23 protein-coding genes are annotated in these 23,137 nt (G+C 63.2%); 10 read left to right on the top strand and 13 right to left on the bottom strand.

All coding sequences use genetic code 11. From position 1 onward, the window contains the following. The coding region (locus NEZ08_RS14815; protein WP_298108108.1) for an acyl-CoA dehydrogenase family protein at positions 1-561 on the bottom strand (561 nt) is incomplete at its 3' end. Positions 562-878: 317 nt separating this feature from the next. Here NEZ08_RS14815 and NEZ08_RS14810 point away from each other — a divergent pair. Next, entirely contained in the window at positions 879-1,148 is a 270-nt protein-coding gene (locus NEZ08_RS14810; protein WP_298108105.1) for an acyl carrier protein, read from the top strand. A gap of 95 nt (positions 1,149-1,243) precedes the next feature. On the opposite strand, the gene NEZ08_RS14805 is transcribed toward NEZ08_RS14810, so the two are convergent. From NEZ08_RS14805 to rpmB, 4 genes are all read right to left on the bottom strand, one after another. Further along, on the bottom strand, positions 1,244-1,711 hold the full coding sequence (locus NEZ08_RS14805; RefSeq protein ID WP_298108102.1) for a DoxX family protein: 468 nt from the start codon (positions 1,709-1,711) through the stop codon (positions 1,244-1,246). A gap of 846 nt (positions 1,712-2,557) precedes the next feature. After that, a complete protein-coding gene (locus NEZ08_RS14800) occupies positions 2,558-2,809 on the bottom strand; it encodes a hypothetical protein (RefSeq protein WP_298108099.1) in 252 nt (83 codons plus the stop codon). 26 nt (positions 2,810-2,835) lie between these two features. Next, entirely contained in the window at positions 2,836-3,042 is a 207-nt protein-coding gene (locus tag NEZ08_RS14795; protein ID WP_298108096.1) for a hypothetical protein, read from the bottom strand. Positions 3,043-3,260: 218 nt separating this feature from the next. Then, positions 3,261-3,563, bottom strand: coding sequence for a 50S ribosomal protein L28 (gene rpmB / locus NEZ08_RS14790; RefSeq protein ID WP_298108094.1), 303 nt, complete (start codon positions 3,561-3,563; stop codon positions 3,261-3,263). A 271-nt stretch (positions 3,564-3,834) separates the two neighbouring features. Here rpmB and NEZ08_RS14785 point away from each other — a divergent pair, with 271 nt between their 5' ends. The 5 genes from NEZ08_RS14785 to NEZ08_RS14765 all read left to right on the top strand — a co-directional run bounded on the left by NEZ08_RS14785 (position 3,835) and on the right by NEZ08_RS14765 (position 10,827). Further along, entirely contained in the window at positions 3,835-4,755 is a 921-nt protein-coding gene (locus NEZ08_RS14785; protein ID WP_298108091.1) for a DUF3108 domain-containing protein, read from the top strand. Positions 4,756-5,217: 462 nt separating this feature from the next. Next, positions 5,218-8,706, top strand: a complete 3,489-nt coding sequence (locus NEZ08_RS14780; protein ID WP_298108087.1) for a helicase-related protein — start codon at positions 5,218-5,220, stop codon at positions 8,704-8,706. A 20-nt stretch (positions 8,707-8,726) separates the two neighbouring features. After that, a complete protein-coding gene (locus NEZ08_RS14775; RefSeq protein WP_298108113.1) occupies positions 8,727-8,987 on the top strand; it encodes an RNA-binding S4 domain-containing protein in 261 nt (86 codons plus the stop codon). 306 nt (positions 8,988-9,293) lie between these two features. Next, complete coding sequence (gene fdxA / locus NEZ08_RS14770) at positions 9,294-9,632, top strand: ferredoxin FdxA (RefSeq protein ID WP_298108084.1); 339 nt, start codon at positions 9,294-9,296, stop codon at positions 9,630-9,632. A 406-nt stretch (positions 9,633-10,038) separates the two neighbouring features. Continuing rightward, positions 10,039-10,827: a CarD family transcriptional regulator gene (locus NEZ08_RS14765; RefSeq protein ID WP_298108081.1), complete on the top strand. Its 789-nt coding sequence runs from the start codon at positions 10,039-10,041 to the stop codon at positions 10,825-10,827. A gap of 209 nt (positions 10,828-11,036) precedes the next feature. On the opposite strand, the gene NEZ08_RS14760 is transcribed toward NEZ08_RS14765, so the two are convergent. Both NEZ08_RS14760 and NEZ08_RS14755 read right to left on the bottom strand, forming a co-directional pair. Then, a complete protein-coding gene (locus NEZ08_RS14760; protein ID WP_298108078.1) occupies positions 11,037-12,521 on the bottom strand; it encodes a M48 family metalloprotease in 1,485 nt (494 codons plus the stop codon). A gap of 91 nt (positions 12,522-12,612) precedes the next feature. After that, entirely contained in the window at positions 12,613-13,311 is a 699-nt protein-coding gene (locus NEZ08_RS14755; RefSeq protein ID WP_367278417.1) for a thermonuclease family protein, read from the bottom strand. Between the two features lie 221 nt (positions 13,312-13,532). Here NEZ08_RS14755 and NEZ08_RS14750 point away from each other — a divergent pair, with 221 nt between their 5' ends. Next, positions 13,533-14,738: an ABC transporter substrate-binding protein gene (locus NEZ08_RS14750; protein ID WP_298108075.1), complete on the top strand. Its 1,206-nt coding sequence runs from the start codon at positions 13,533-13,535 to the stop codon at positions 14,736-14,738. A gap of 75 nt (positions 14,739-14,813) precedes the next feature. Next, entirely contained in the window at positions 14,814-15,608 is a 795-nt protein-coding gene (locus tag NEZ08_RS14745; RefSeq protein ID WP_298108073.1) for an enoyl-CoA hydratase, read from the top strand. 158 nt (positions 15,609-15,766) lie between these two features. On the opposite strand, the gene NEZ08_RS14740 is transcribed toward NEZ08_RS14745, so the two are convergent. The 3 genes from NEZ08_RS14740 to NEZ08_RS14730 all read right to left on the bottom strand — a co-directional run bounded on the left by NEZ08_RS14740 (position 15,767) and on the right by NEZ08_RS14730 (position 18,898). Next, positions 15,767-16,570, bottom strand: a complete 804-nt coding sequence (locus NEZ08_RS14740) for an enoyl-CoA hydratase/isomerase family protein (RefSeq protein WP_298108070.1) — start codon at positions 16,568-16,570, stop codon at positions 15,767-15,769. A gap of 69 nt (positions 16,571-16,639) precedes the next feature. Next, a complete protein-coding gene (locus NEZ08_RS14735; protein ID WP_298108067.1) occupies positions 16,640-17,800 on the bottom strand; it encodes an acyl-CoA dehydrogenase family protein in 1,161 nt (386 codons plus the stop codon). Positions 17,801-17,833: 33 nt separating this feature from the next. After that, positions 17,834-18,898, bottom strand: a complete 1,065-nt coding sequence (locus NEZ08_RS14730; protein ID WP_298108064.1) for an acyl-CoA dehydrogenase family protein — start codon at positions 18,896-18,898, stop codon at positions 17,834-17,836. A 365-nt stretch (positions 18,899-19,263) separates the two neighbouring features. Between NEZ08_RS14730 and NEZ08_RS14725 the strand changes: the two genes are divergently transcribed. Continuing rightward, entirely contained in the window at positions 19,264-20,046 is a 783-nt protein-coding gene (locus NEZ08_RS14725; protein ID WP_298108061.1) for an SDR family oxidoreductase, read from the top strand. Positions 20,047-20,141: 95 nt separating this feature from the next. Here NEZ08_RS14725 and NEZ08_RS14720 read toward each other — a convergent pair whose 3' ends face one another. Both NEZ08_RS14720 and NEZ08_RS14715 read right to left on the bottom strand, forming a co-directional pair. Further along, entirely contained in the window at positions 20,142-20,417 is a 276-nt protein-coding gene (locus NEZ08_RS14720) for a GlsB/YeaQ/YmgE family stress response membrane protein (RefSeq protein ID WP_298108058.1), read from the bottom strand. Positions 20,418-20,433: 16 nt separating this feature from the next. After that, positions 20,434-21,012 carry a YidB family protein gene (locus tag NEZ08_RS14715; protein WP_298108057.1) on the bottom strand — a complete coding sequence of 193 codons (579 nt, stop codon included), beginning with the start codon at positions 21,010-21,012 and terminating at the stop codon, positions 20,434-20,436. Between the two features lie 96 nt (positions 21,013-21,108). Between NEZ08_RS14715 and NEZ08_RS14710 the strand changes: the two genes are divergently transcribed. After that, positions 21,109-22,116, top strand: a complete 1,008-nt coding sequence (locus NEZ08_RS14710; protein ID WP_298108054.1) for a 2-dehydropantoate 2-reductase — start codon at positions 21,109-21,111, stop codon at positions 22,114-22,116. Here NEZ08_RS14710 and NEZ08_RS14705 read toward each other — a convergent pair whose 3' ends face one another. Then, on the bottom strand, positions 22,117-22,707 hold the full coding sequence (locus NEZ08_RS14705) for a hypothetical protein (protein ID WP_298108111.1): 591 nt from the start codon (positions 22,705-22,707) through the stop codon (positions 22,117-22,119). Positions 22,708-23,137: the final 430 nt, after the last annotated feature.

The following is a 23,137-nucleotide window of genomic DNA, read 5'->3' as shown; positions in this document are numbered from 1 at the left end:
GGCGCGGCGGGCGATGGTGACGATGCCGTCGGCCTGCGCGCCATACGAAATGACCGTGGCGTTGCGAACCAGCGAGATCTCGGTCCCGGCGCGTTCGACCGCGGCGGAAGAGAAGCGGATGTTGCCGCCGTTCTGGCCTTCCGTGGTGGAAGAGGCGAGCAGCATCTGTTCGGACGCCACACGTCGCATCAGCGCTTCGTGATAGGCGCTGCCGGTGCCGTGCCTGACGAGGCAGGCGACTTTGGTCTGATGCATCGCAAAGATCATCGCAGTGGAAGAGCAGGCGCGTCCGAGCGCGTAGCACATGTCGGTGATGTCGAAGATCGACGCGCCGTCGCCGCCAAAGACCTTCGGGACCTGCACGCCGAGCAGCCGCTCGGTGCGCGCAGCGTCGATCGCCTTTTGCGGGAAGCGCGCGGCCCGGTCTACGTCTTCGGCATCGGCCGCCGCCGCCGAGACGACGGCAGCCAGTCTCTGCGGAAAGGAGCTGCGGTCGGCGACGAAAGGTGCAGCGGTCTCGTCGACGATCTGATCGCGAAAGATGACTTGCTGAACGTTCATGGCCAACCTGCCTTGATGGTTGAAAATATCGGCGCAGCGGGCGTTGCTACAACTTCCGATCGGCCACGCTTAGGGATTTAATTCAAATGCGTCGATGAAATTCGAGGTAAACGATTTTCGTTTCGGCGATGAAAGTTAACCGGTCGTTTGTTCGAAGTGTGTTTTTCAACGGCGGTCGTTAGCCTTAAGATCGGAACCGCGATTTTGCTTAAACGCGATTCACTGTTTTTAAGAGGCCCGCGGAATTACAATTGCGCGGGACTGTCGCTCGCCCTTCGGCGAGCGGTTTCGAAATTCGTGACAGGTGAGAATCGAATATGCAGGCGATTAACGAAATCCAGGGCAGGCTGCTCGCTCTCGTCAAATCCATCCTCAAACAGAACGCGATTGCCGTCGAACTCGCTCCGGCAACGTTGCTGGTGGATGTCGGCCTGACGTCGATGGACATGGTCAACCTGATGCTCGCCGTCGAGGCCGAGTTTGACTTCACGATTCCGCAATCGGAGATCACGCCGGAAAACTTTATGTCCGTCGAAACGCTGAACCGTCTGGTGCTCCGGCATCTCGCGAGCACGGTGGCCGCCTGATCGGCGCTGTCGTTCTCGCAAGGCTGTAATGGCTGCTGTGCGTCCGGCACTTCCGCGAAAGGCCGGATGCTCAAGATCCATCCGGTTCGGTCGTTTCAGGATTTAGAGCCGTGCAGGGCGAAAGCGCCGCTGCCGGCCATCGCCAGCGCCGCCTGGGCGACCAGCCACAGCATCGGATATTCCCAGCCGCCTCCCGGGCGGGAGTAGCCCCAGCCCACCGGCCATTTGATCCACACCACCACGGCGAGGAAGATCAGCAGGAACGTGGCCCATTGCCGCGTGTACCAGCCGAGCAAAATTGCGACGCCGCCGATCACTTCCAGGCCAAAGGTCGGCCAGGCGAGCAGCGGCGTGATGCCGTTCTTCGCCAGAAGCGCCGCATGGGTGTGCATGCCGCGCTCGATCTTGAGGAAGGCGTGAACGAGCCAGTCGAAGCCGAGCGAAATCCGCAGGAGAAAAAGTCCATACGGCGCGTAATCGCGGTCGACGGTCGCGTTGCGAAACATTGCCGTGACAATGCCCGGCAGATTGGCGCGGCTCTCGCGCGCCTGCTCAATACTCATTTTTGTTTCCCCCTTTTGTTTTTCACTTCCTGGCGGCGCGGGTGGTCCGATCTATCCGCCGTCGCATCCCGTTCGCAGCAGCGACCATTGCGAATGTCACGACGCGTGCCATGATAGCCGAGCAACGCTGGCCTTGCCCAGCGAAGCTCCTGCAGCGGGACCAGGCGCGCGGGGCAGGGGCTTTCTTTCAGCCTTGATCTAAGCTCTGGTGCCCGGAGCGCGCGTAAGGGCGAAGCCGGAATCGCTTTTCCTCGAACTGCGGCGCCGTTCGGACACACAGCCGCACTTCCGCGTCCCCGCGGCAGCTTTCCGCCCGGGTTTGCCAATTCATCGTCCCTCCGAAACCAGAGGGCGCAGGGAGTGCCGGGCGCACCAATGCACCCGCAGCCTCGCGTGCAACAAAGAAAGCACGCAAGTGTAGTCACCGCAGGTACACCGGAAACGTCCGGCACTCCCCGCGCGGCAAGGTTTTAACGGCTTATTCCGTGCTCTCCCTGGTGAGCCGGGCTTTATTGCCACCATCACCGACAGGATCATCCCGCCGGCTTGATATCAGCGTCGGGATATCGGGACCACACGGCTTCGCCGTTCGCGGCAAGCGCATTCGTCTGTTGCGCCGTCGCGTCCGCCGCATCTTCCGCCCAACGTCTAGTGACGATCGCGAAACGCCCCTCATGCGGGAGAAGACGCGCGGAGGTGTGCCCGTGATTTGCCCGACGTCGCAAGCAGAAAATGGCTGCGACATTTCAACACGACGGGCAAACCAATGCGAGCCGAGGGAAAGGTGTCAAGAAGCGTCATTCCGGGCGATGCGAAGCATCCAACCCGAAATCCGGCGCGCGTCGCTCAACCCTGCTTGAGAATCTTCTTCGTCCTGGCCTCCGGCCAGGCCTCGCCGAGCGGGCGAATGCGAACGCGTGTTCCGTCATCGGCATTGACGAGGGCATGAGAGGCGATTTCGTCGTTGATCTCGAACAACCGCAATTCGCTGGTCGGCAGCCATGTCAATGTCTGGTCGATGTCGCCCGGAAAAATCTGCCAGCTCGACCCGTCATATAGTTTGACGATGTGGCTCTCCGAGTGTTCGAGAATCTTCATTGCAGTCCCTTCACGATCTAATCGCGTTACGACAACTTTGCCCGGGCACGGCCGTTGGCGATGGCAATGCGCGTCGGCGCCACTTCGCCGTCGAGCCAATCCTGCTCCTTCGCCAGCGCAAGCCAGGCGGCTTCCATTCGTTTGTAGCGATTGAACAGCGGCTCGCTCGCGGCACCCTCCGCAAGCTGCGCGCAATTCTCGGCATTTTCGCGAAAGAGTTCGGATTGCTTCATGGCGTCCTTCCTTTCTCTGGAAGGAAACGTAGGCAGCGGCAAAGCGATTACAACGAAGTTCCGATGAATGATCGGTAACGCTTGATCGATTCTTGCGCTGTCACAAGGCCGCGACCGCTCAGCTAATTCATCTCTCGTTCATCGCGGTAAGGGGCGTGCGCAAAAACAAACGGCCGGATCTCTCGATCCGGCCGTTGAAGAACACAGTTGTTTCGAGCTCAGCTTGCTTTCGCAACCGGCGCGGCAGCTATCTTCTCGATCTGGCGCTTGAGTTCAAGCGCGCGTGGCGACAGATCGCCGGCGCGGGCTTTCAGCATGAAGGCGTCGAAACCGCCGTTGTGGTCAACGCTCTTGATCGCGTTGGTGGAGACGCGCAGGCGTACGTTGCGGCCGAGTGCATCCGAAATGAAGGTGACATTGCACAGGTTCGGCAGAAAGCGCCGCTTGGTCTTGATGTTGGAGTGGCTTACCTTGTGACCCACCTGCGGGCCCTTGGCCGTCAGTTCGCAGCGCCGCGACATCGTCAGAAATCCTCTTCCATCCTGGCCCGCGTCCGAGCGACGCGCGTGAGCCAAGGGTCAAAATCATGTCCGTCTTGGGAACCGCGGACGTATAGGGGGAGATGGCCGGGGCGTCAAGGTTGGCGATGCCGGAAACCGCTGCCAAAGCCCCTGTTTTGCCGGCATTTGCCGTTTTCTGCATCATATAAACGGCGTATTCGCCGCCAATACCAACTGTTCCGTGCTATTGGGGTGGATTTGAAGGCGTCCTGCGCCACAGCTCTTGGATCAAATGAAACCGCGATCCCGCTCTCTCCCGCAATCAGCCGCTTCCGCCAGTGAATGCTTCACGTCCTCGGCCAGTCGCACCAATTGGCCGATCCGGGCGCTGGCCGGGTTGAGCGGACTGGCGGCCGCGTTAGTCGCCTTCAGTCTCGATGCTTCGCCGGCCTTCGCGCAAGGAAAGCTGGAGGCGCAGTATGAGGCGACGCTCGCCGGCATCCCGGTGGGCCGAGGTGCCTGGAACATCGATATCACCGAAGACCAGTATTCGGCCTCTGCCGTCGGCGGGACGGCCGGCCTGTTGAAGGCCTTCGCCTCGGGATCCGGTGCCGGCGCCGCGCAGGGGCGCGTCATCAACGGTGCGCTGGTCTCGGCCAACTATACCGCGTCCACCACGACTTCAAAGAAAACGGAAGCCATTCACATGGTGCTCAACAACGGCACCATCAAGGAATATGCGATCGAGCCGGAGCCCCCGGTCGATCCCGGTCGCATTCCGGTGACGGAAGCGCAGAAGAAGGGCGTGTTCGATCCGATGACCGGCTCGATGCTGCACGTGCCGGGCACCGGCGATCCGCTTAGCCCGGAAGCCTGCCATGCCAGTGCTGCGATTTTCGATGGCCGCATGCGCTACGACCTGAGGCTTGAATACAAGCGCATGGAGACCGTGAAGGCCGAGCGAGGTTACCGCGGCCCGGTCGTGGTATGTGCGATCTATTTCTCGCCGGTCGCGGGCTACATCCCCGATCGCCCGGTCATCAAATATCTCTCCGCCGCGCGCAACATTGAGATCGCGTTCGCGCCGGTGCTCGGAACCCGCATCCTGGTTCCGTACCGCATGGTGATTCCGACGCCCTTGGGCGTCGGAATGCTGGAGGCGACGCAGTTCATCACGCAGGCGGCGCCGCCGCACGTGCCGAAGACGAATTGAACGGCCTGCAACATCTGAAAGATGGGCCGTCATTGCCGGCCCCGAGTGGGCAATCAATCTCTTTCCCGGCAAGCCTTTTCTTGATGGATGTGCGGGTCACCGCGCATGAAAGAATGAGGTGAGGCAAACCAGAATCCCTGTTGACTCTTTCTCGGTTCTGATTCGACTCGGGAATTTAAGAATTTGATCGTCAAACCGTCGCTTGAACGCCGATGGCAAACTTGATCTAGTGTCGATAAGGGTTATCTGCGCGACATGTTGCGGTGAACGAAGCAGGACGATCCCAGGAGTCAGCGATTCGGGCGTGATTCGTTCCGTGCCCGTTCCGAAACTTAAATCTCACCCTCGCAGGCGTCGCATTCTGAGACACTTTCCGCTATCGCGTCCGCTGGTCCCAAGCTCCAGCTCCCAAGCTTGACGCCATTGCACACGCCGCCGAAAGCCGTAGAAACCCGTTAACACATGGCTCTTTCGTCAACCCCCTTCTCATCTGCCGGCAACGCCGGCGTCACCGCCGTGCTGGGGCCGACCAACACCGGCAAGACGCATCTGGCGATCGAACGCATGCTGGCGCATTCCTCCGGCATGATCGGTCTGCCGCTGCGGCTGTTGGCGCGCGAGGTGTACAACAAGATTGCGGACCGCGCGGGAGCTGAAGCTGTCGCGCTGATCACGGGTGAAGAGAAGATCAAGCCGCAGCGTCCGCGGTTCTGGGTTTCCACCGTCGAGGCCATGCCTCGCGATCTCGACGTGTCGTTTCTCGCGGTCGATGAAATCCAGATCGCGGCCGATCTCGAGCGCGGCCACGTTTTCACCGACCGTATCCTCAACCGGCGCGGCCGCGACGAGACGCTGCTGCTGGGTGCCGCCACCATGCGTGGCATCGTGGAACGGCTGCTGCCCGGCGCCAATATCGTGACCCGGCCGCGGTTGTCGCAACTCGAATTCGCCGGCGATCGCAAGATCACGCGCCAGCCGCGGCGTACCGCGATCGTCGCCTTCTCCGCCGATGAGGTCTACGCGATTGCCGAATTGATCCGCCGTCAGCACGGCGGCGCCGCCGTCGTGCTGGGCTCGCTCAGCCCACGCACCCGCAACGCGCAAGTGGCGATGTTCCAGAACGGCGATGTCGATTATCTCGTCGCCACCGACGCAATCGGGATGGGCCTCAATCTCGACGTCGACCATGTCGCGTTCGCCTCTGACCGCAAATATGACGGTTATCAATTCCGCCGCCTCAATCCGGCCGAGTTTGCCCAAATCGCGGGCAGGGCCGGCCGCGCCACCCGCGACGGTACCTTCGGCACGACCGGCCGTTGCGCGCCATTCGAGCCGGAATTGGTCAATGCATTGCAAAACCACACCTTCGAAAGCGTGCGGGTGCTGCAATGGCGCAATTCGAAGCTGGACTTCTCCTCGGTGGGGGCCTTGCAGGTGTCGCTGGCGCTGGCGCCGACGCATGAGGCGCTGACCCGCGCGCCGATCGCCGAGGATGTGCGGGTCCTGGACCACGTCGCGCGCGATGGCGAGATCCGGGACATGGCGCACGGCGCAGCCGCGGTCGAGCGGTTGTGGGACGCTTGCCAGATTCCCGATTACCGCAAGATTGCGCCGGCCGCCCATGCCGAGCTTGTCACGAGCCTGTTTGCATTCCTGATGCAAAAAGGACGCATCCCGGACGGCTGGTTTGCCGCACAGGTCGATCAGGCCGACCGGGTCGACGGCGATATCGACACTTTATCGGGCCGGATCGCGCAAATTCGCACCTGGACCTTCGTCGCCAACCGTCCGGACTGGCTGGCCGACCCCGAGCATTGGCAGGGAATTACGCGCGAGGTCGAAAATAAATTATCCGATGCGCTGCATGAACGGCTCACGGAGCGTTTCGTTGATCGCCGTACCAGTGTATTGATGCGCCGCCTGCGGGAAAACGCGATGTTGAATACAGAAATCGGCAAGACCGGCGAAGTGATCGTAGAAGGCCATGTAATCGGCCGCCTGGATGGATTCACCTTTGCGCCCGATGCGGCGGAAGCTGGCTCCGAGGCCAAGGCGTTGCAGGCGACGGCGCAAAAGGCACTGGCTGGCGAAATCGACGCGCGCGCGGAAAAACTCGCCGCCGCCCCCGACGATCAGTTCGTGCTGACCTCGGAAGGAATTATCCGCTGGACCGGGGATGCGGTTGCGCGGCTGACCGCGGCCGACGACGCACTGCATCCGCGCGTACGCATCATTTCCGACGAGCGGCTGACCGGGGCGCCGCGTGAGGCCGTGCAGACCAGGCTCGATCTGTGGCTGAAGACCCATGTCGAGAAGCTCCTGGGCCCGCTGTTCGGATTGAGCAAGGCCGAGGACGTCACGGGAATCGCGCGCGGTATCGCATTCCAACTCGTCGAGGCGATGGGCGTGATCGAGCGCTCGAAGATCGCAAGCGAGATGAAGGATCTCGATCAGCCCTCGCGTGCCACCTTGCGCAAATACGGCGTGCGTTTCGGCGCCTATCACATCTACATTCCGGCGCTGCTCAAGCCGGCGGCGCGCGCTCTGGCGGCGCTCTTGTGGGCGCTGAAGCAAACCAACGTCGATCTGTCCGCTTTGTCGGGCGCGCAGCACCTCGCCGGTAGCGGGCGTACCTCGTTTCCGGTGGACAAGACGTTGCCGCGCGATGCCTATCGCGTGCTCGGCTATCGCCAGTGCGGCGAGCGCGCGGTGCGCGTCGATATCCTGGAGCGGCTGGCCGATCTCATCCGCCCGGCGCTTGCCTGGCGCGAGACCTCGCCCGGCGAAAAGCCGCCGGGCGCCTTCGACGGCCGCAGCTTCGTGGTGACGCAGGCGATGACATCCCTGACGGGATCGGCGGGCGAGGATTTCGCCTCGATCCTGCGCGCACTGGGCTACCGGATGGACCGCCGCGCCCCGCTGCCCCCGAAACCGGCGGTGGTTGAAACAGCTCCGGCAGCAGAAGCGGCGCCGGCCGAGCCCTTATCCGAGAGCGTCACGTCCACCGAGACGACAGCGTCCGAAGTCGCCGCTGAGCCGGTTGCCGACGCGACAACCAACGAGGAGACCTTGGCGGCTGCCGGCGTGGCGCCAACCACCGAACTCGCCCAGCCACCCCAGGCTGCCGAGGAGGCGAAGGTCTCATCGACGACGCTGCTGCCCTCGGTCGATTTCGCGCAGGCAACTGAGATGCCTGAAACGGCGTCCGAGGGTGCAGGCGTTCTCGACGCAAAATCCGAAGCGGCGGAGGCCACTGAGGCTGCGATCGCATCCTCTGAATCACAGCCGGAGCCCAATCAAGTCGAAGCCGTGCCCGGGGAGGCGGCCGCAAGCACCGCTGCGCCGGCCGAGGCGACCGGTTCTGCGGATGCGGCACCTGCCGAGCCGCAGCTGGTCGAGGTCTGGCGTCCGGGCGGCCGCTCCGACGAGCGGCGCCCGCCGCGTCACGATCGCAGGGCGCATCGCCGCCATGAGCGCGCCGGCGAGGGTGCATCCGCTGCTGCCGCGGGCGGTGAAGCCGCGGCTGCTGAGCCGGGCGAAGCGGCCGGCCGCGAGCGCCATCGCCACGGACGGCGCGACCGTCACCGCGATTTCCGCAAAGGCCGGGCCGATCAGCCGGCGGGTGGCGTGGCTGGCGCCGATGCAGCGCCGGCGCGCGAAGGCGGCGCGGACCGGCACGGCGACGGCCGGCCGCGCGACCGCGTCGAAGGCAAGGGGCGCCCTGAGGACCGCAACCGGGGCAAGTTCCGCGACCGTGACGAGGGCGGCCGCGACAAGGGACGTGACCGGGGCGGACGCGATCGCGACCGAAGCCGCGAGAGCGGTCCGTCGCATCGGCAATATGCATCAAGCGCGAGCCCGCGCGACCGCGACCGGCCGATCGATCCCAATTCGCCGTTTGCCAAGCTCGCCGCCCTCAAGGAGCAGATGACGGCCGGCCGGAAGGATTGATCCTCTCGTTTGGGTGCCTGGTGGAGCGTCAGCGTCTCGACAAATGGCTGTGGCACGCGCGTGTGGTCAAAGCCCGCACCAGCGCCGCCGCGCTGGTGGAGGGCGGCCACGTCCGCATCAACGGCGTGCGGGAGACCTCGCCCGGTCATGCGGTGAAAGCCGGCGATGTCCTCACGGTCGGACTCGACCGGTCGGTGCGCGTGCTCAAGGTGATCGGATTTGCGGAGCGTCGCGGCGATGCGGAGAGCGCGCGCGTGCTTTATCTCGATTTGCAGGGCTAGTGGAGTGGATTTGACATTCGCCACCTGCCTGGCCGCGAGTTCGCAAAGCGGGCGCCAAGTCCCCAACTCCACGAGAAACTGATGTTTGCCAGGAGTCCCGTGGTTCTAACATTCGAGAAAGGCGGTCGCTGAGAAGACATGCGAATGTTGGAATGGACTACAGGCGCAGAATAACTATCTGTTACGGTGGGACGTCCGGCACAGCGATGCGTAAAAGCGCCTGCCGGATCGCAATTTGCTTCCCTTGCAGCGCAGGGGTTCCTGCGCTAGGCAAACCCTCAAAATTGACTCGTTCCGGAGCCTTGGATGACTTACGTCGTCACTGAAGCCTGCATCAAATGCAAATACACCGACTGCGTCGAAGTCTGCCCCGTGGACTGCTTCTACGAGGGCGAGAACATGCTGGTGATCCATCCGGACGAATGCATCGATTGCGGGGTGTGCGAGCCTGAATGCCCCGCAGATGCCATCAAGCCGGACACGGAGCCGGGGTTGGAAAAGTGGCTCGAGGTGAACAGCGAGTACGCCAAGTCCTGGCCGAATATTACCCAGAAGAAGGATTCGCCCGCCGACGCCAAAGAATTTGAGGGTGTCGAAGGCAAATTCGAGAAATATTTTTCCAAGAATCCCGGAACCGGGGACTGACGGTCGACACCGTAGTTTTCGCACCTATACGCGGTGCAATAGCGGCACTACGATCATCTTCGGCTTAACCCTGTTCACACCAAATGCCTCAAAACGCCATCCAAATGGCGCAAAGGGGGCATAAATCATTGATTTTTGCGGGAAATGTGCTACATTGGTGCTTTAGCTAGCCGAACCCGTCAGCCAGCTTGTCGGCCCCCATGGGTTCCCGTGAAAACATCCAACAGGGGCGTGGCAGTTCCGCGCGCAGGCTGTGTCACAGAAAACGCGTACAAAGAGTACTTCGAAGGCTTCCAAAAAAGCCGCCGCGACCATTAGTCGGGGCGCAACCAAGGGCCGCGCCCAGGCTTCTGTCAAGAAGGCCAAGGCGCAGGCTGCCAAGTCCTCTAAAAACAAAAGAAGCTCAATGCCAAGCAAGACTGCCAAGACTGCCGCGAAAGCGACCGGTTCGAAGACCACTGCTTCCAAAGTTGCCGCTTCCAAGCCTGCTTCCCACAAGGCTGCCCCGGCCAAGGCGCCGGCCGCTGCCAAGCCTGTTGCTGCGGCCAAGCCGGCAGCGGCTGCACCGCGCATCGAAGAAAAGAAGCCCCTGACCCAGCGTCAAGGCTTCAAGACCAACGAGTTCGTGGTCTATCCGGCCCACGGCGTCGGCCAGATTCTCGCCATCGAGGAGCAGGAGATCGCAGGCGCCAGGCTTGAGCTGTTCGTGATCAATTTCATGAAAGACAAGATGACGCTGCGAGTGCCGACGGCCAAGGTCGCCAATGTCGGCATGCGCAAGCTGTCGGAGCCGGCGCTGGTGAAAAAGGCGCTGGAAACTCTTAAAGGCCGCGCCCGCGTCAAGCGTACCATGTGGTCGCGCCGCGCCCAGGAATACGAAGCCAAGATCAATTCCGGCGACATCGTCGCCATCGCGGAGGTCGTGCGCGACCTCTATCGCTCTGAATCGCAGCCTGAGCAGTCCTACAGCGAACGTCAGCTCTATGAAGCCGCGCTCGATCGGCTGTCGCGCGAGATCGCCGTCGTCCAGCATGTGACGGAAACGGAGGCGGTCAAGGAAATCGAAGGTCAGCTCGCCAAGAGCCCGCGCCGTGGCGCCAAGGCGGAGGCCGGAGCGGACGCCGAGGCCGAGGGCGATGAGGCCGATAGCGATGTCGACGGCGACGATACCGCTGTCGCGGATGAAGCCGCGTAAGCTTCTCCAAGTGATCTGAATACAAAAGAAGTGATCTGAATACAAAAGCCCGGTCGATAGATCGGGCTTTTTGCTTGGGAGGCGCGTTTCTTGAAGGGAAACCCCTTCGGCTTACGCTTTCGTCCGTTCCTTGCCGCAAGAATGAAGCGGAGCTTGCGATCGAGATCTCCGGCTCGCACCAAGTGCGACCGGGCACGACGCGCTTGGCGTCAATCCACCACGATCTTGACGCGGTCGCGCGGCTTGACCTGGGCGTGGGGATCGAGCCCGTTGAGGATGCGGAAGCGCTCGGCCGGCTTGTCGACGCCCGCCATGCGGTGCGACAGCGATTCCACGGTATCGCCCGGCTGCACGTTGATGACCTTGATGCGCAACGGGCGCGCCGACTGGATTTCATCCAGCGACAGGCGGCGGAACGAGTTGACGGTCTCCCGTGCGTTGCGTTCGCTTTCGGTTGTCTTCTGCTTGGCGGCAAAGATGAAGCGATAGACGTCGCTGCCAAAGTGCAGTGCATAGACCTTGAACTGCCACTGATCGCCGTTCGCGACGACGGAAGCCGCGGGAAAACCGTTGATGGTCATTTCCTCGGTGGAGGCCTTGTCGACGTTTTCCATCCAGCCTGAGTTGAGGTACTCGCCAAGCGACTGTTCGGCCGGCACGCGCACGACATCGAAGCGCATCGCCTGTGAGCCGCCCTCGCGCACGCCGATCACGGCTTGCGCGGTATTGTCGAGGGTGAAGTTTTCGGGGGCCGTGAAGGTGAAGCCGAGCTTGGGATGCAGGAATCGGCGGCCGCGCACAAAACCCTCGCTCGGGTCTTCGCCGTAGACGATGTTGTCGATCGCGGCGAGATAGACATCGCGTTCGCGCTCGTTGGATTCCGGCGAGCTATATTGCCGGGCTGTGGCCTCGGCGTTGGCGATGCGTTCGGGCGTTGCCGGATGCGAGGACAGGAAGTCCTGCATGCGCGGATCGGCCGGCGTCCGGCCCGCCTTCAGCTCGGCGTTGCGTTCCATCGCGGTCAGAAACCGCGCGGCGCCATAGGGGTCGAAACGCGCATGGGCCGAGATGCCGACGCCGATCTTGTCCGCTTCGAATTCCTGCTGCCGCGAGAAGCTCGCCATGGTCAGCTTGGTCTTCGCGAGCGCCAGAGCCGTGATGTCGGGGTCGCTGCCCATATCGGCGACGACGCGGGTCGCAACCGCCGTCGCACGCGCCTTGTCCTCGCGGCTCGCGGCGTGATTTTTTATGACATGCGCCATCTCGTGGCTCAGCACTGATGACAATTCGGACGTATCGCAAGCCAGCGCAATCAGGCCTCGCGTCACGTAGAGCTGGCCGCCCGGCAGCGCGAAGGCGTTCACCGCGCCCGAATTGAGGATCGTCACCCTGTAACCCTGGTCGGGCCGGTCGGAGGCCGCGACCAGTCGATCGACGGTCTTGCTGATCAGCGCCTCCAGCTTGGGATCATCATAGGCTCCCCCATAGGACGCGAGGATACGCTCGTGCTCCTTTTCGGTCGCCGGGCTGGTTTGGACGGCTGGGCGGGCGGGCTTGGGTGCACTGGGGGCGGACGGGGACGACAGGGCCGTCTGAAAGCGGGTGAAATCGCCACAACCGGCGAGCAGGACCGACGCGCCGATGCTGACAGCAATCGGCGCGGCCCAAAGCCGCACGCCCGCCCTCGGGCTCATTGTCGCCTTGCGATGTCCCACACCGTCCACCACGACGCCTTTGGCGGGTCATTTCCCGCCGAGTATCTCGATTTGTCCAGCCCGGAGCACTTCAATTTCGCGGCCCGGTTCGCGCCTCAACAAATCCCCGGACGCGAATACGTTTATTTTCCAGCGACTTAGGCACAAGGCCTGCCGCGGCCAGGTTGGCCAGCGCCTGCCTTGGAATAGTCACGGCAAAGTCCCGTGTCCAGTTACGTCCAAAATTCAGATAGGTGGTTGCCCCTGCCTGGCGGACGGACAGGACCGTGCCCTCCACCAGCATAAAACGCCCAATCCCGGCCAAAATATCGCCCGGGCTTTCAGCGTTTTTTATGGCCGCGGGATCGGCCCAAATGCCTCTTTTGGCATCACGCGCGCTTTCCTCGGCAGCCATCAGCGCGGCGGTGCAGTCCTTTCCGTCGACGGTCGGGGAGACGAGGGCCTCGCCTTGCGCCAGAAGGTCGCGCTGCACCAGCGTCTCGCCGGGCAGCCGCCACACAAAGGCGATCTCGCGGCCGTAGCGGTCCGGCGCGTCGTCTTCCCCGCTCAGCCGAACCTCGCGCCCGACAAGCAGCGCGGCGAGCGTCTGCGTTTGCATCCCTGCGGGCTTGTCCGGGAACGCCGGTTCAATGCCGGCGAGGCGCACCTCGCGTCCATCCTCGAGGCGAAAGCTGCGCGGGTCGATCACGGCGCTGACGCGGCCCCCGTCCTGCTCCTCGAATGCACAGGGCGCCGCCGACGCGATGCCGGAGCGCGAGAGCGGGACCACGCTTGCGGCAAGCGCGATTGCGATCAGGCAGACGGAGCGGTTCGACATCATCGGAATCGTCGACGGGCCCATTCAATTCACCTTGTGCGATCCGCACGTTCCGCCGCGCGGAAAGACCGAAAGTCCTTTGGCTTGCCGCTGCTGGGACCTTGCGGCATGATCGCGCCAACCGAAATTGCGGTTCTACCGCAACACCATAACAAGGCTCCAGGGAGGTTTTCATGCGACGGCTTGTTTCCGGTTTTCTCGGCGTATTGTGTGCCGTGGTCTCGACTGCGGCGCTTGCGCAAGGCAAGCCTCCGCTGAAGCTCGGCGGCATTCTCGACATGTCCGGGCTTTATGCCGACATCACCGGCCCGGGCGCGGAAACCGCGGCAAAGATGGCGGCGGAAGATTTCGGCGGGGAGGTGCTGGGCCGCAAGATCGAGATTATCGCCGCCGACCATCTCAACAAGGCTGACCTCGCCGCCAACATCGCCCGCGACATGCTCGACAACCAGGGCGTCGAGATGATCTATGACGTCGCGGCCTCGGCGACCGCCCTCGCTGCCGGCGAGATTGCGAAAGCCCGCAACAAGATCATCATGTTCTCGGGGCCCGGCTCGATCCGTCTTTCCAACGAGGCCTGCGGTCCTTACACGGTCCACTACGTCTTCGATACCTACTCGCAGGCGAAGGTCACCGGTCTTGCCGCGGTCAAGCAAGGCCTCGACAGCTGGTTCTTCATCACCGTCGATTACGCCTTCGGCCACGACCTCGAGAAGGACACGGCGAACGTCGTCAAGAAGGCCGGCGGCAAGGTGCTGGGCGAGGTTCTGCATCCGCTCAACACTTCCGATTTCTCGTCCTACCTGCTGCAGGCGCAGGCTTCGAAAGCCAAGGTGATCGGTCTTGCCAATGCCGGCGGCGACACCATCAACACGATCAAGCAGGCGGCCGAATTCGGTATCATGAAGAGCGGCCAGAAGATTTCGCCGTTGCTTGCCTTCATCACCGATATCGACGGCGTCGGGCTCGAGACCGCGCAAGGCCTGCTGGTGACCGGAGCCTTCTACTGGGACCTCAACGACGAAACCCGCGCATTTTCCAAACGCTTCATGCAGCGCATGGGGCGGCCGCCGACCGCCGCGCAGGCCGGCGTCTATTCCTCGGTGACCCATTATCTAAAGGCGGTGAAGGCTGCCGGAACGACTGACGCAGCACCGGTCATGAAGATCATGAAGGAGACCCCGATCAACGACATGTTCACCAAGAACGGCCACATCCGCGCCGATGGCCGCATGGTGCACGACATGTATCTGTTCGAGGTCAAGAAGCCGTCGGAATCGAAAGGCCGCTGGGACGACTACAAGCTGGTCGAGACCGTTTCCGGCGATGACGCCTTCCAGCCGCTCTCGGAATCGCGCTGCCCGCTGGTGAAGAAATGACGCAAAGTCTCATTCCGGGAGCACGCCTTGCAGCGTGTTCCGGAATGACGAACAAATAACAACGAAGGCGAAAAAATGAGCAACGAAACCGTCCTGCAACATCTCGAATCCGGCCTGTTGACCATCACCATGAACCGGCCCGAGCGGCGCAACGCGCTCAATCCGGACATGACGCTGGGGCTGGTCGCGGCCGCAAAACGCGCGGCCGAGGATCACGAGGTGCGCGCCGTTCTCCTGAAGGGCGCGGGCGGCACGTTCTGCGTCGGCGGTGACGTCAAGTCGATGGCGGACGGCAGCCGCGCGCCGATGTCCTTTGAAAACCGCATGGTGAACCTGAGGCGCGGCATGGAGGTCTCGCGCATCCTGCACGAGATGTCCAAGCCGGTCGTGGCCCAGCTCGATGGCGCGGCGGCCGGCGCCGGGCTTTCGATCGCGCTGTCCTGTGATCTTCGCGTCGCGTCGCAATCGGTGAAAATCACCACCGCCTTCGCCAAGGTAGGTTTGTCCGGCGATTATGGCGGGACCTACTTCCTCACCAAGATGCTCGGCAGCGCCAAGGCGCGCGAGCTCTATCTGCTGTCGCCGATCCTCACCGCGCAGGAAGCACTCGGGCTCGGCATGGTGACGCGTGTCGTTCCCGATGCCGAAGTCGATGCGGCCGCGCGCGATCTCGCGATGTCGCTGGCGCAGGGGCCGACGGTGACGCTCGGCTACATCAAGCGCAACATCAACAACGCCGAGCGGCTGCCGCTGGAGACCTGCTTCGATGCCGAGGCCTTCCACCATTCGCGCGCGGGCGAGACGGCCGATCACAAGGAAGCGGCGAAAGCTTTCGTCGAAAAGCGCAAGCCGCAATTCCAGGGACAGTGAGGTAGTTGCCGCCTCGATATATTGACGGGCGTTGTCCCCGCGCATGCAGGGACCCGTAGAGGTCGAGAGTTGCTGACGATCTCTCCGGGGATGTCCTGGCGGGGAAGCTCGGCGTCGCCGCTTACGCAGTGACGACGCATTGATCCGGCGCAACTGGCTCAGCGCCCCTTGAAATTCGGCACGCGCCGCTCCTCGGTGGCTTTCACGCCTTCCTTGAAGTCTTCGGTGGCGCGCAGCCGCGTCTGTTCGGCAAGCTCGTGGTGGGTCGCAGCGAGGACGCGGTCGGCAAGGCCGTTGCGCATGGTGGCGCGGGTCGACAGCAGACCGAGCGGCGAGCACTCGGCGATTTCCTGCGCGAGCTTCATGGCGCGCTCGCGCACCTGATCCTGCGGCACGCATTCGTTGGCAAGGCCCATGCGATAGGCTTCCTCGCCGGTCACGCGGCGCGACGTGTAGAAGATCAGCTCGGCGTTGTTCTTGCCCACCAGTTCGGGAAGCGTCACGGTCAGCCCGAAGCCGGGGTGAAAGCCGAGCCTGGTGAAGTTCGCGGCAAAGCGCGCTTCGGGGCAGGTGACGCGGAAGTCGGCGGATACCGCAAGGCCCAGTCCGCCGCCGATCGCCGCGCCATGTACGGCGGCCACGATCGGCTTCTGGCAGCGGAAGATGCGCACCGCCTGGACATAGAGATGCGCGATCGGGCCGAGACTGGAGGCGGGATCGCTCTTGGCGCGCGCCTCCTGTTCCTGCCGCGCCGGATCGTTGAAGTTGGCACCGGCGCAGAACGCCTTGCCCTGCGCCGCCAGCACCGATGAACGGATTTCGATGTCGCGGTCGAATTCCTCCAGCGCATCCGCAATCTGGTTGATCAGCGAGATGTCGAAAAAATTCAGCGGGGGCCTGCGGATTTCGATCAGGCCGACATGCCCGATCTTTTCGACGCCGATATCCTTGGTGGTGGTCATTTCTTGTCTCCGTGGATCTCAGATGTTCCGGCAGCGGTAACAGCGCATCGCGCGACCCGCATTCATGCGCTACCGCAAGCCGAGCCCGCGCGCGATGATGCCGCGCAGCACTTCCGTGGTGCCGCCCTGGATGGTGAGCTTTGGCGCCGTCTTGATCGCAAACGCCAGTTGGTTCTCGAGCGTCTCGCGGTTTGAGGCGTTCTCGTCGACGAAAGCGGCGAGATCGCGCACCCGATGCGGCAGTTGCTGTTCCCAGATGGTGCCGATGTCCTTGACGATCGCGGCTTCCACCACCGGCTCCTTGCCTGCGTGCAACATGCCGGCGACCGACACCGACATGCGCCGCATCGTGTGGAGTTGCGCCACCAGGCGGCCGATACCTTCGGCGGCGCGGGTGTCGGGCGAGGGGCCGATCGCCCGCACCAGTTCGGTCAGCACGTAATAGGTTTCCAGAAAACGCTCGGGACCGGAGCGTTCGTAGGCGAGCTCGCTGGTCGCCTGCTTCCAGGCGCCGTCGATTTCGCCGAGCACGTGATCTTCCGGAATGAAGGCGTCGGTGAAGACGACCTCGTTGAATTCGAATTGACCGGTGATCTGGCCGATCGGATTGACCTTGATGCCCGGCGTCTTCATGTCGACCAGAAACTGCGTCAGGCCGTGCCGGCGGTTTTCGTTCGTCGGTGGCGAGGTGCGGAAGATGGCGATCATGTAATCGGCGATATGCGCCGACGAGGTCCAGATCTTCGTGCCGTTGATCAGGAAGCCGCCGTCGGTCCTGGTGGCCTTGGTCTTGGCCGCAAACAGATCCGAGCCGGAATTCGGCTCGCTCATGCCGATTGCAAAGCAGACCTCGCCGCGGCAGATGCGGGGCAGGATGTCCATCTTGATGCGTTCATTGGCGTATTTCAGAAGCACCGGTCCGCTCTGGCGGTCGGCGACGAAAAATCGCCGCGTCGGCGCGTTGGCGACGCGCATCTCCTCGGTCACGACGTAGCGTTCCAGATACGACCGCTCGTGGCCGCCGTATTTCTTCGGCCATGTCATCCCGAGCCAGCCGCGCGCGCCGACGCGGCGGGAAAATTCCCGCGCGTCATTGTCCTCGCGGTTGGGCTTGAACGGGCTGAAGGTGCCGGCTGCGATCTCTTCCGCCAGAAATGCGCGGACTTCCTCGCGCAGTTTGACACATTCGCTCGGCAGGCGGATCGGATCGAAACGGAGGGCTGTGGTCATTGGCGTAGGTCCGAAGTTTTCAAAGGCAAGAATTCAGCGCGAAGCGACGAGCGGCCACAATTCATCCGCGCCATTGGCAGCAACGCGCTTGCCGAGTTCAACCGCCCAGTAGCTTTCGGACCCGAAATCGTCGCGCCAGGCCAGGGCGCGCAGCGTATAGCGATGCAGGATATGCTCGATGGTAAATCCGATCGCGCCGTGAACCTGATGAGCGATCGCCGCCGCCTTCTCAGCCGCTTCCGAGCAGCGGATCTTTGCCGACGCTGCTTCCAGGAACGCCGCGTCCGCAGTCGCGCCGCCGGCGAAAGCATCCGCCGCCGACGTTGCAGCCGCCAGCGCCGCCGCCGATTCACCGGCGAGCTTCGCCAGATTGTGCTGCACCGCCTGGAATTTGGAAATCTTCTTTTCGAAGGCGACGCGCTCGTTGGAATAGCGCACGCTGATATCGAGCATCGATTCAAGGCTTCCGGCGATTTGCAAGGAGCGCGCGACCGCGCCCATCAGCAGCAGCGAGGTTAGATCAAAGCCTTCCGGCGCCGGCTTGATGGCCGCGGGCGTAACGCGGTCGAACGTCACGGTATCGCTGTCGTCGCCGCCGAGGTTGAGGTTTTGCTCGATCCGGCATTTTGCCGCCTCGACCAGGGCGATCAATGCCTTGCCGCGGCGGTCCTGCACCAGCACCGCGAGGTGCTTGGCTTCCTTGGCGAACGGAATGCCGCGCGCCCGGCCCGTCAGCGTGCCGTCGGTATCAAGCGTCACCCGATCTCTGGGGCTCGCGGGCGCCACCGTCATCTCGCCTTCAGGCGAATCGATCCCGGCCTGCGACAGCAGCCAGCCGGCAAGCATGGTCTCGGCGAGCGGCACGGCAAGCGCAAAACGTCCGGCGGCGCCGAGCACGGCAAAACCATCGGCCAAGGAAGCGCCCGAGCCGCCATATTCTTCCGAGACCCAGGATAACGGCAGGCCGGCTTCGCCCAGCGCCTGCCAGAGCGGCGCTTTCCAGCCGCCTTTCGTGTCGCGATTGATGGTTTGCGCGTCGGCCAGATCGGCAAAGATTCGTTCGGCCGTCTCTACGACGATATTCTCGGCTTCAGCCACGGCGTTCCTCTGGATGGCTCTTGGTTGGCGGTCATGATGGGGAAAAGGTACAAGCCTGACAAGCGCTCCTGCTTGCAAGGGGCCCTGCGGACGCGGAATGCAGCGGCCGCGCGGTGCCCGGGCGGCTTATTCCGCGCAGTGGAGTTCTCCGGGGTGCAATCGTGTGCTAGAGCTCCGATTCCGAAGTTCGCACGCTATCAGCTAGGATGCGAGCCTCGGAATCAAACGAACTCCAGCAGCTTCTTGATTCTCGTGCGGCTTTGAATTGAAGTTCTCATGACGAACTCGCGGCAACACTGACAGGAACGCCAGATTCGCCGCACCAGGTCGCAATCAAATAACTGAAAACCGGACAGGGAAATGCGATGTCGAAGGATGGTCTGTGCGCTGTTGTAACCGGCTCTGCCTCGGGCCTTGGCGCTGCGACCGCGGCCATTCTGGCCAAGGGCGGCGCGTGCATCGTTATCAACTATTCTTCTAGTCAGAAGGAGGCCGAGCAGACCGCCGATCTTTGCCGCAGCGCCGGTGCTGATGTCGTCGTGGTTCAGGGCGACGTTTCCCGCGACGAGGACTGCCGGAAGATCGCAGCCGCCGCGGCTCCCTGGGGGCGGCTCGATGTGTTGGTCAATAATGCCGGCACCACCAAGCATGTATCCCATGGCGACCTCGATGGCCTGTCGTCGGAGGATTTTCAGCGCCTGTTCGGCGTCAACACGATCGGACCGTTCCAGATGGTGCGCGCCGCGCGTTCCCTGTTGGAAGCCGGCGCGAAGGCCTCGGGACACGCCTCTTCCGTCGTCAATGTCTCTTCCGTTGCCGGCATCAGCGGCATCGGCTCATCGGTCGCCTATGCCGCCAGCAAGGGCGCGCTCAATACGATAACGCTTTCGCTTGCGCGTGCGCTGGCGCCGTTGATCCGCGTCAACGCGGTCTGTCCCGGCTATATTGATACGCCCTGGTTCACCAAGGGGCGCGGCGTCGAAGGCGCGGCGAAGGTGCGCGACGCCGTGGTCGCCAAGGTCCCGTTGAAGCGGGCCTCCTCGGCCGAGGATGTCGCCAATGTGGTCGCGTTCCTGGCGCTGCCGCAGTCGGGCAACATGACCGGCGAGGTCGTGCGCATCGACGCCGGCCTGCATCTGATTACGTGAGTTCGAGCTTTCATTCCGGGGCGATGCGTCGGGATCAAGCCTGGAATCTCAAGATTCCGGGTCTGGTGCCTGCGCAGCATCCCGGAATGAGTTCGTCACCTATTGAAGTCGCGCAGCGTGCCGCTGGCAACCAGCCTGTTCCAGATGAACAGCACAACCAGCGCGCCGATCGTCGCTGTGATGAAGCCGGCGCCCTGGTTCGGACCATAGTGACCGATGGCCTGACCGATGAAGGTGGCGAGAAACGCGCCGGCGATTCCAAGCACGGTGGTGAGAATGAAACCGCTCGGATTGTTCGGGCCCGGGGAAAGCAACCGCGCAATGATGCCCGCGACGAAACCGACGACGATGATCCAGATGATGCCGCCCATAGCCGTCCTCCCTGCTTTAGAGCCGGCCGGCCAATTCCTCGCCGGTCGGCAGCCGTCCGTCCGGTGTCAAATGGTTGATCGCCTCGGGCAGCTGCTGGCTCAGCCCGTTCAGCAAATCCTCGCGCGACAGGCCGCTCTGCGACATCATATGGTCGATCTGATCCGAGCCAAGCGCGTTCGCAAGATCGCCGGGCGAAATCTGCTTGTTGGGTCCCTGGCTCACCCAGGAATTGGCGGTATCGCCGTGGCCCTTCTGTTGCAACTGGTTGAGCAGGTCACCCAGTCCGCCGCTCAGGATGCTGCCGGCCGCACCGCCCGCGAGCAGGCTCCCCAGCAGACCGCCAAGTCCTCCACCTGCAAGCCCTCCACCGCCGCCCAGGCTGCCACCGAGTCCGCCGCCCGGAGCAGGCGAGGGGGCCGGGGCCGGCGCGGCCGTTGGGGCCGAGGAGCCGGTGATATGCTTGACGGCCTTGTAGGCAAGCAGCGCCAGGATCGCCATGGTCATCGGCGACATTCCGCCCCCGGATGGCGCGCTCGCCGTGGAGGGGCCGCGCGGACCATTCTGCATCCCGTTCAGTACGTCGAGTAAGCCCATGGTGGTCTCCTGCGGAGTGCCTGCCCTTCAAAAACTCTATCGGCGGGGTATGACGGTTCCAAGGCGACGCGTTTTCGCTGGCGGATGCAAAGGACCATGACTCAGGATCGGCCCATTGTGGTGGCGGGCGCGGGCAGCATCGGCTGCTATGTCGGCGGCGTCTTTGCCCATGCCGGGCGCCGCGTCTCGCTGCTGGCGCGTCCGCGCGTGATCGCCGAGATCGAGCGGTTCGGCCTGACGCTGACGAGCCTTCAAGGATCCTCCCGGCATGTGTCATCTCGGCAAATCACATTCTCCGAGGATCCAGGCGTTCTGGACGGTGCCGGGGTGGTGCTGGTCACGGTCAAGAGCGCGGACACGGCCGCGATCGCGGAAACCATCGCGCGTCACGCGCCGCCGGACGCCGTCATTGTCAGCTTGCAGAATGGCATCGCCAACCTGCCGCTGCTGCGCGAGCGGTTGCCGGGACGGACGGTGCTGGCCGCGATGGTGCCGTTCAACGTGATCGCGGCAGGCAAAGGACAATTTCACCGCGCGACGTCGGGCGATATCGTGATCGAGCGCGATGCGGCCGATACCGCTGCACGGCTTTCCACGGTCGAGCTTCCGATGCGCGCCACGGACAATATCGCGGGCGTGCAGTGGGGCAAGCTGATCGTTAATCTCAACAACGCGATCAATGCGCTGTCCGGTCTGCCGCTGCGCGAGCAACTGTCCCGTCGCGATTGGCGGAAGTTGTTCGCCGATCAGTTCGCCGAAGGTCTGGCGGCGATCAAGGCCGAAGGCATCAACCCGGTGTCGCCGACGCCACTACCGTCGAGCTGGACCCCGCACCTGTTGCGGCTGCCGGACGCGCTGTTTACGCTTGCGCTGGCGCCTTCGATGAAAATCGATCCGCAGGCGCGTTCGTCGATGTGGGAGGATCTCGAGCGGCGCCGCCGCACCGAGATCGATTATCTTCAAGGCGTCATCATCGGAATTGCCGAGCGCCGCGGCTTCGCTACGCCGCTGTCGCGCCGCATTCTCGCTCTGATCAAAGACGCCGAAGCCGCCGGTCGGGGCTCGCCGCGGCTGACGGTCAGCCAGATTCGCGCCGATATCTGATTAGCCGGAAAGTCCCTGCTTCGTCCGACGTGGCTTGCCCGAAGGGGGGCCGAACAGGGCTTTCTTCAGATCGTCGAGGCCGGCGGAGAGCCGCGGCCACTCGCACGAGAACGAATCCCGCGGGCACCCGGCCGGTTTGACGTGCCTCAGTTCAGTTGCCGCCGCACGCGGCCTGGCGATGCTGGCGGTGTTGGGCGGCGCCTTCTCGGCCTCGCTCTTGAGCGAAGCATGCTGCTGCAACTGCTGCTGCCTGGCGGCGAAGGCGGCGACGATGCGGCTGCGCCGCTGTTTTTCGAGATAGGCGGTATATTGTTCGTCGATCTGCTTCTGTTCTTCCGGCGTCGGATTTGGGCCTGCGATGTCGAAGCTTCGATTTTGCATGAAATCGTAATAGGTATAGCCGCCACCCGGCTTGCGACGGCCGGCAAATTTCGCGTTGCATTCGGCAAGGGCCGCGCTTTTGGCATCCTTGGTGGCGGCTTTTTCCGCAAGGTCCGCGCATTCCTCGAAATCGGCCGGCTTGTGCGACCACCATTCCGCCCGCGCCAGCGGCGTCGAGCCGACGGCGTAGCCGATCAGCGCGGCCATCATGACGATCTTGTGACGTGATGCCGACAAGGATGATGTCCTGCGCTGAATTCGAAGGGGCGAATGACGCCGCGGATTGTCGCCATTATCTGGCACCTTGTCGACCCCGAAACGACAGGCGACGCTTCACCCAAACGAGATGGCCGGGCACTGGAAGTGCAGAGGCTCCTTGACCGGCAGCCCCCGTCGTCCTGGATCTATGATAAAGACAGTGTTCGCCCATCCGGCGATGTCGCCGACGCCGAGGAGTGTCCGGATGTTTCTCGCCTTTCTTCGTCACGGCGGCGTGGCCGCGCTCCTTGTGGGCGTCGTGGTCGAAGCGCTGGCGTTTCTGTCCGGCCGGATCGAGCCGCGCCTCGGGATGATCCTGCTCGGGGCGCTGCTGTTCTACCTCAGCGAATACGGCATGCACCGTTTCGCCTTTCACGCCCCG

Source organism: Bradyrhizobium sp., from assembly GCF_027451485.1.
Taxonomy (GTDB): domain Bacteria; phylum Pseudomonadota; class Alphaproteobacteria; order Rhizobiales; family Xanthobacteraceae; genus Bradyrhizobium.
This window is presented reverse-complemented; position numbering and strand designations above follow the sequence as displayed.

Bases quoted from the DNA above. Each gene is read 5' to 3' on its own strand.
- NEZ08_RS14710 (WP_298108054.1), top strand. From the start codon at position 21,109: ATGACTCAGGATCGGCCCATTGTGGTGGCGGGCGCGGGCAGCATCGGC.
- NEZ08_RS14780 (WP_298108087.1), top strand. From the start codon at position 5,218: ATGGCTCTTTCGTCAACCCCCTTCTCATCTGCCGGCAACGCCGGCGTC.
- NEZ08_RS14750 (WP_298108075.1), top strand. From the start codon at position 13,533: ATGCGACGGCTTGTTTCCGGTTTTCTCGGCGTATTGTGTGCCGTGGTC.
- NEZ08_RS14745 (WP_298108073.1), top strand. From the start codon at position 14,814: ATGAGCAACGAAACCGTCCTGCAACATCTCGAATCCGGCCTGTTGACC.
- rpmB (WP_298108094.1), bottom strand. From the start codon at position 3,563: ATGTCGCGGCGCTGCGAACTGACGGCCAAGGGCCCGCAGGTGGGTCAC.
- NEZ08_RS14705 (WP_298108111.1), bottom strand. From the start codon at position 22,707: ATGATGGCCGCGCTGATCGGCTACGCCGTCGGCTCGACGCCGCTGGCG.
- NEZ08_RS14805 (WP_298108102.1), bottom strand. From the start codon at position 1,711: ATGAGTATTGAGCAGGCGCGCGAGAGCCGCGCCAATCTGCCGGGCATT.
- NEZ08_RS14785 (WP_298108091.1), top strand. From the start codon at position 3,835: ATGAAACCGCGATCCCGCTCTCTCCCGCAATCAGCCGCTTCCGCCAGT.
- NEZ08_RS14720 (WP_298108058.1), bottom strand. From the start codon at position 20,417: ATGGGCGGCATCATCTGGATCATCGTCGTCGGTTTCGTCGCGGGCATC.
- NEZ08_RS14725 (WP_298108061.1), top strand. From the start codon at position 19,264: ATGTCGAAGGATGGTCTGTGCGCTGTTGTAACCGGCTCTGCCTCGGGC.
- NEZ08_RS14735 (WP_298108067.1), bottom strand. From the start codon at position 17,800: ATGACCACAGCCCTCCGTTTCGATCCGATCCGCCTGCCGAGCGAATGT.
- NEZ08_RS14740 (WP_298108070.1), bottom strand. From the start codon at position 16,570: ATGACCACCACCAAGGATATCGGCGTCGAAAAGATCGGGCATGTCGGC.
- NEZ08_RS14795 (WP_298108096.1), bottom strand. From the start codon at position 3,042: ATGAAGCAATCCGAACTCTTTCGCGAAAATGCCGAGAATTGCGCGCAG.
- fdxA (WP_298108084.1), top strand. From the start codon at position 9,294: ATGACTTACGTCGTCACTGAAGCCTGCATCAAATGCAAATACACCGAC.
- NEZ08_RS14765 (WP_298108081.1), top strand. From the start codon at position 10,039: ATGCCAAGCAAGACTGCCAAGACTGCCGCGAAAGCGACCGGTTCGAAG.
- NEZ08_RS14715 (WP_298108057.1), bottom strand. From the start codon at position 21,012: ATGGGCTTACTCGACGTACTGAACGGGATGCAGAATGGTCCGCGCGGC.
- NEZ08_RS14760 (WP_298108078.1), bottom strand. From the start codon at position 12,521: ATGAGCCCGAGGGCGGGCGTGCGGCTTTGGGCCGCGCCGATTGCTGTC.
- NEZ08_RS14800 (WP_298108099.1), bottom strand. From the start codon at position 2,809: ATGAAGATTCTCGAACACTCGGAGAGCCACATCGTCAAACTATATGAC.
- NEZ08_RS14810 (WP_298108105.1), top strand. From the start codon at position 879: ATGCAGGCGATTAACGAAATCCAGGGCAGGCTGCTCGCTCTCGTCAAA.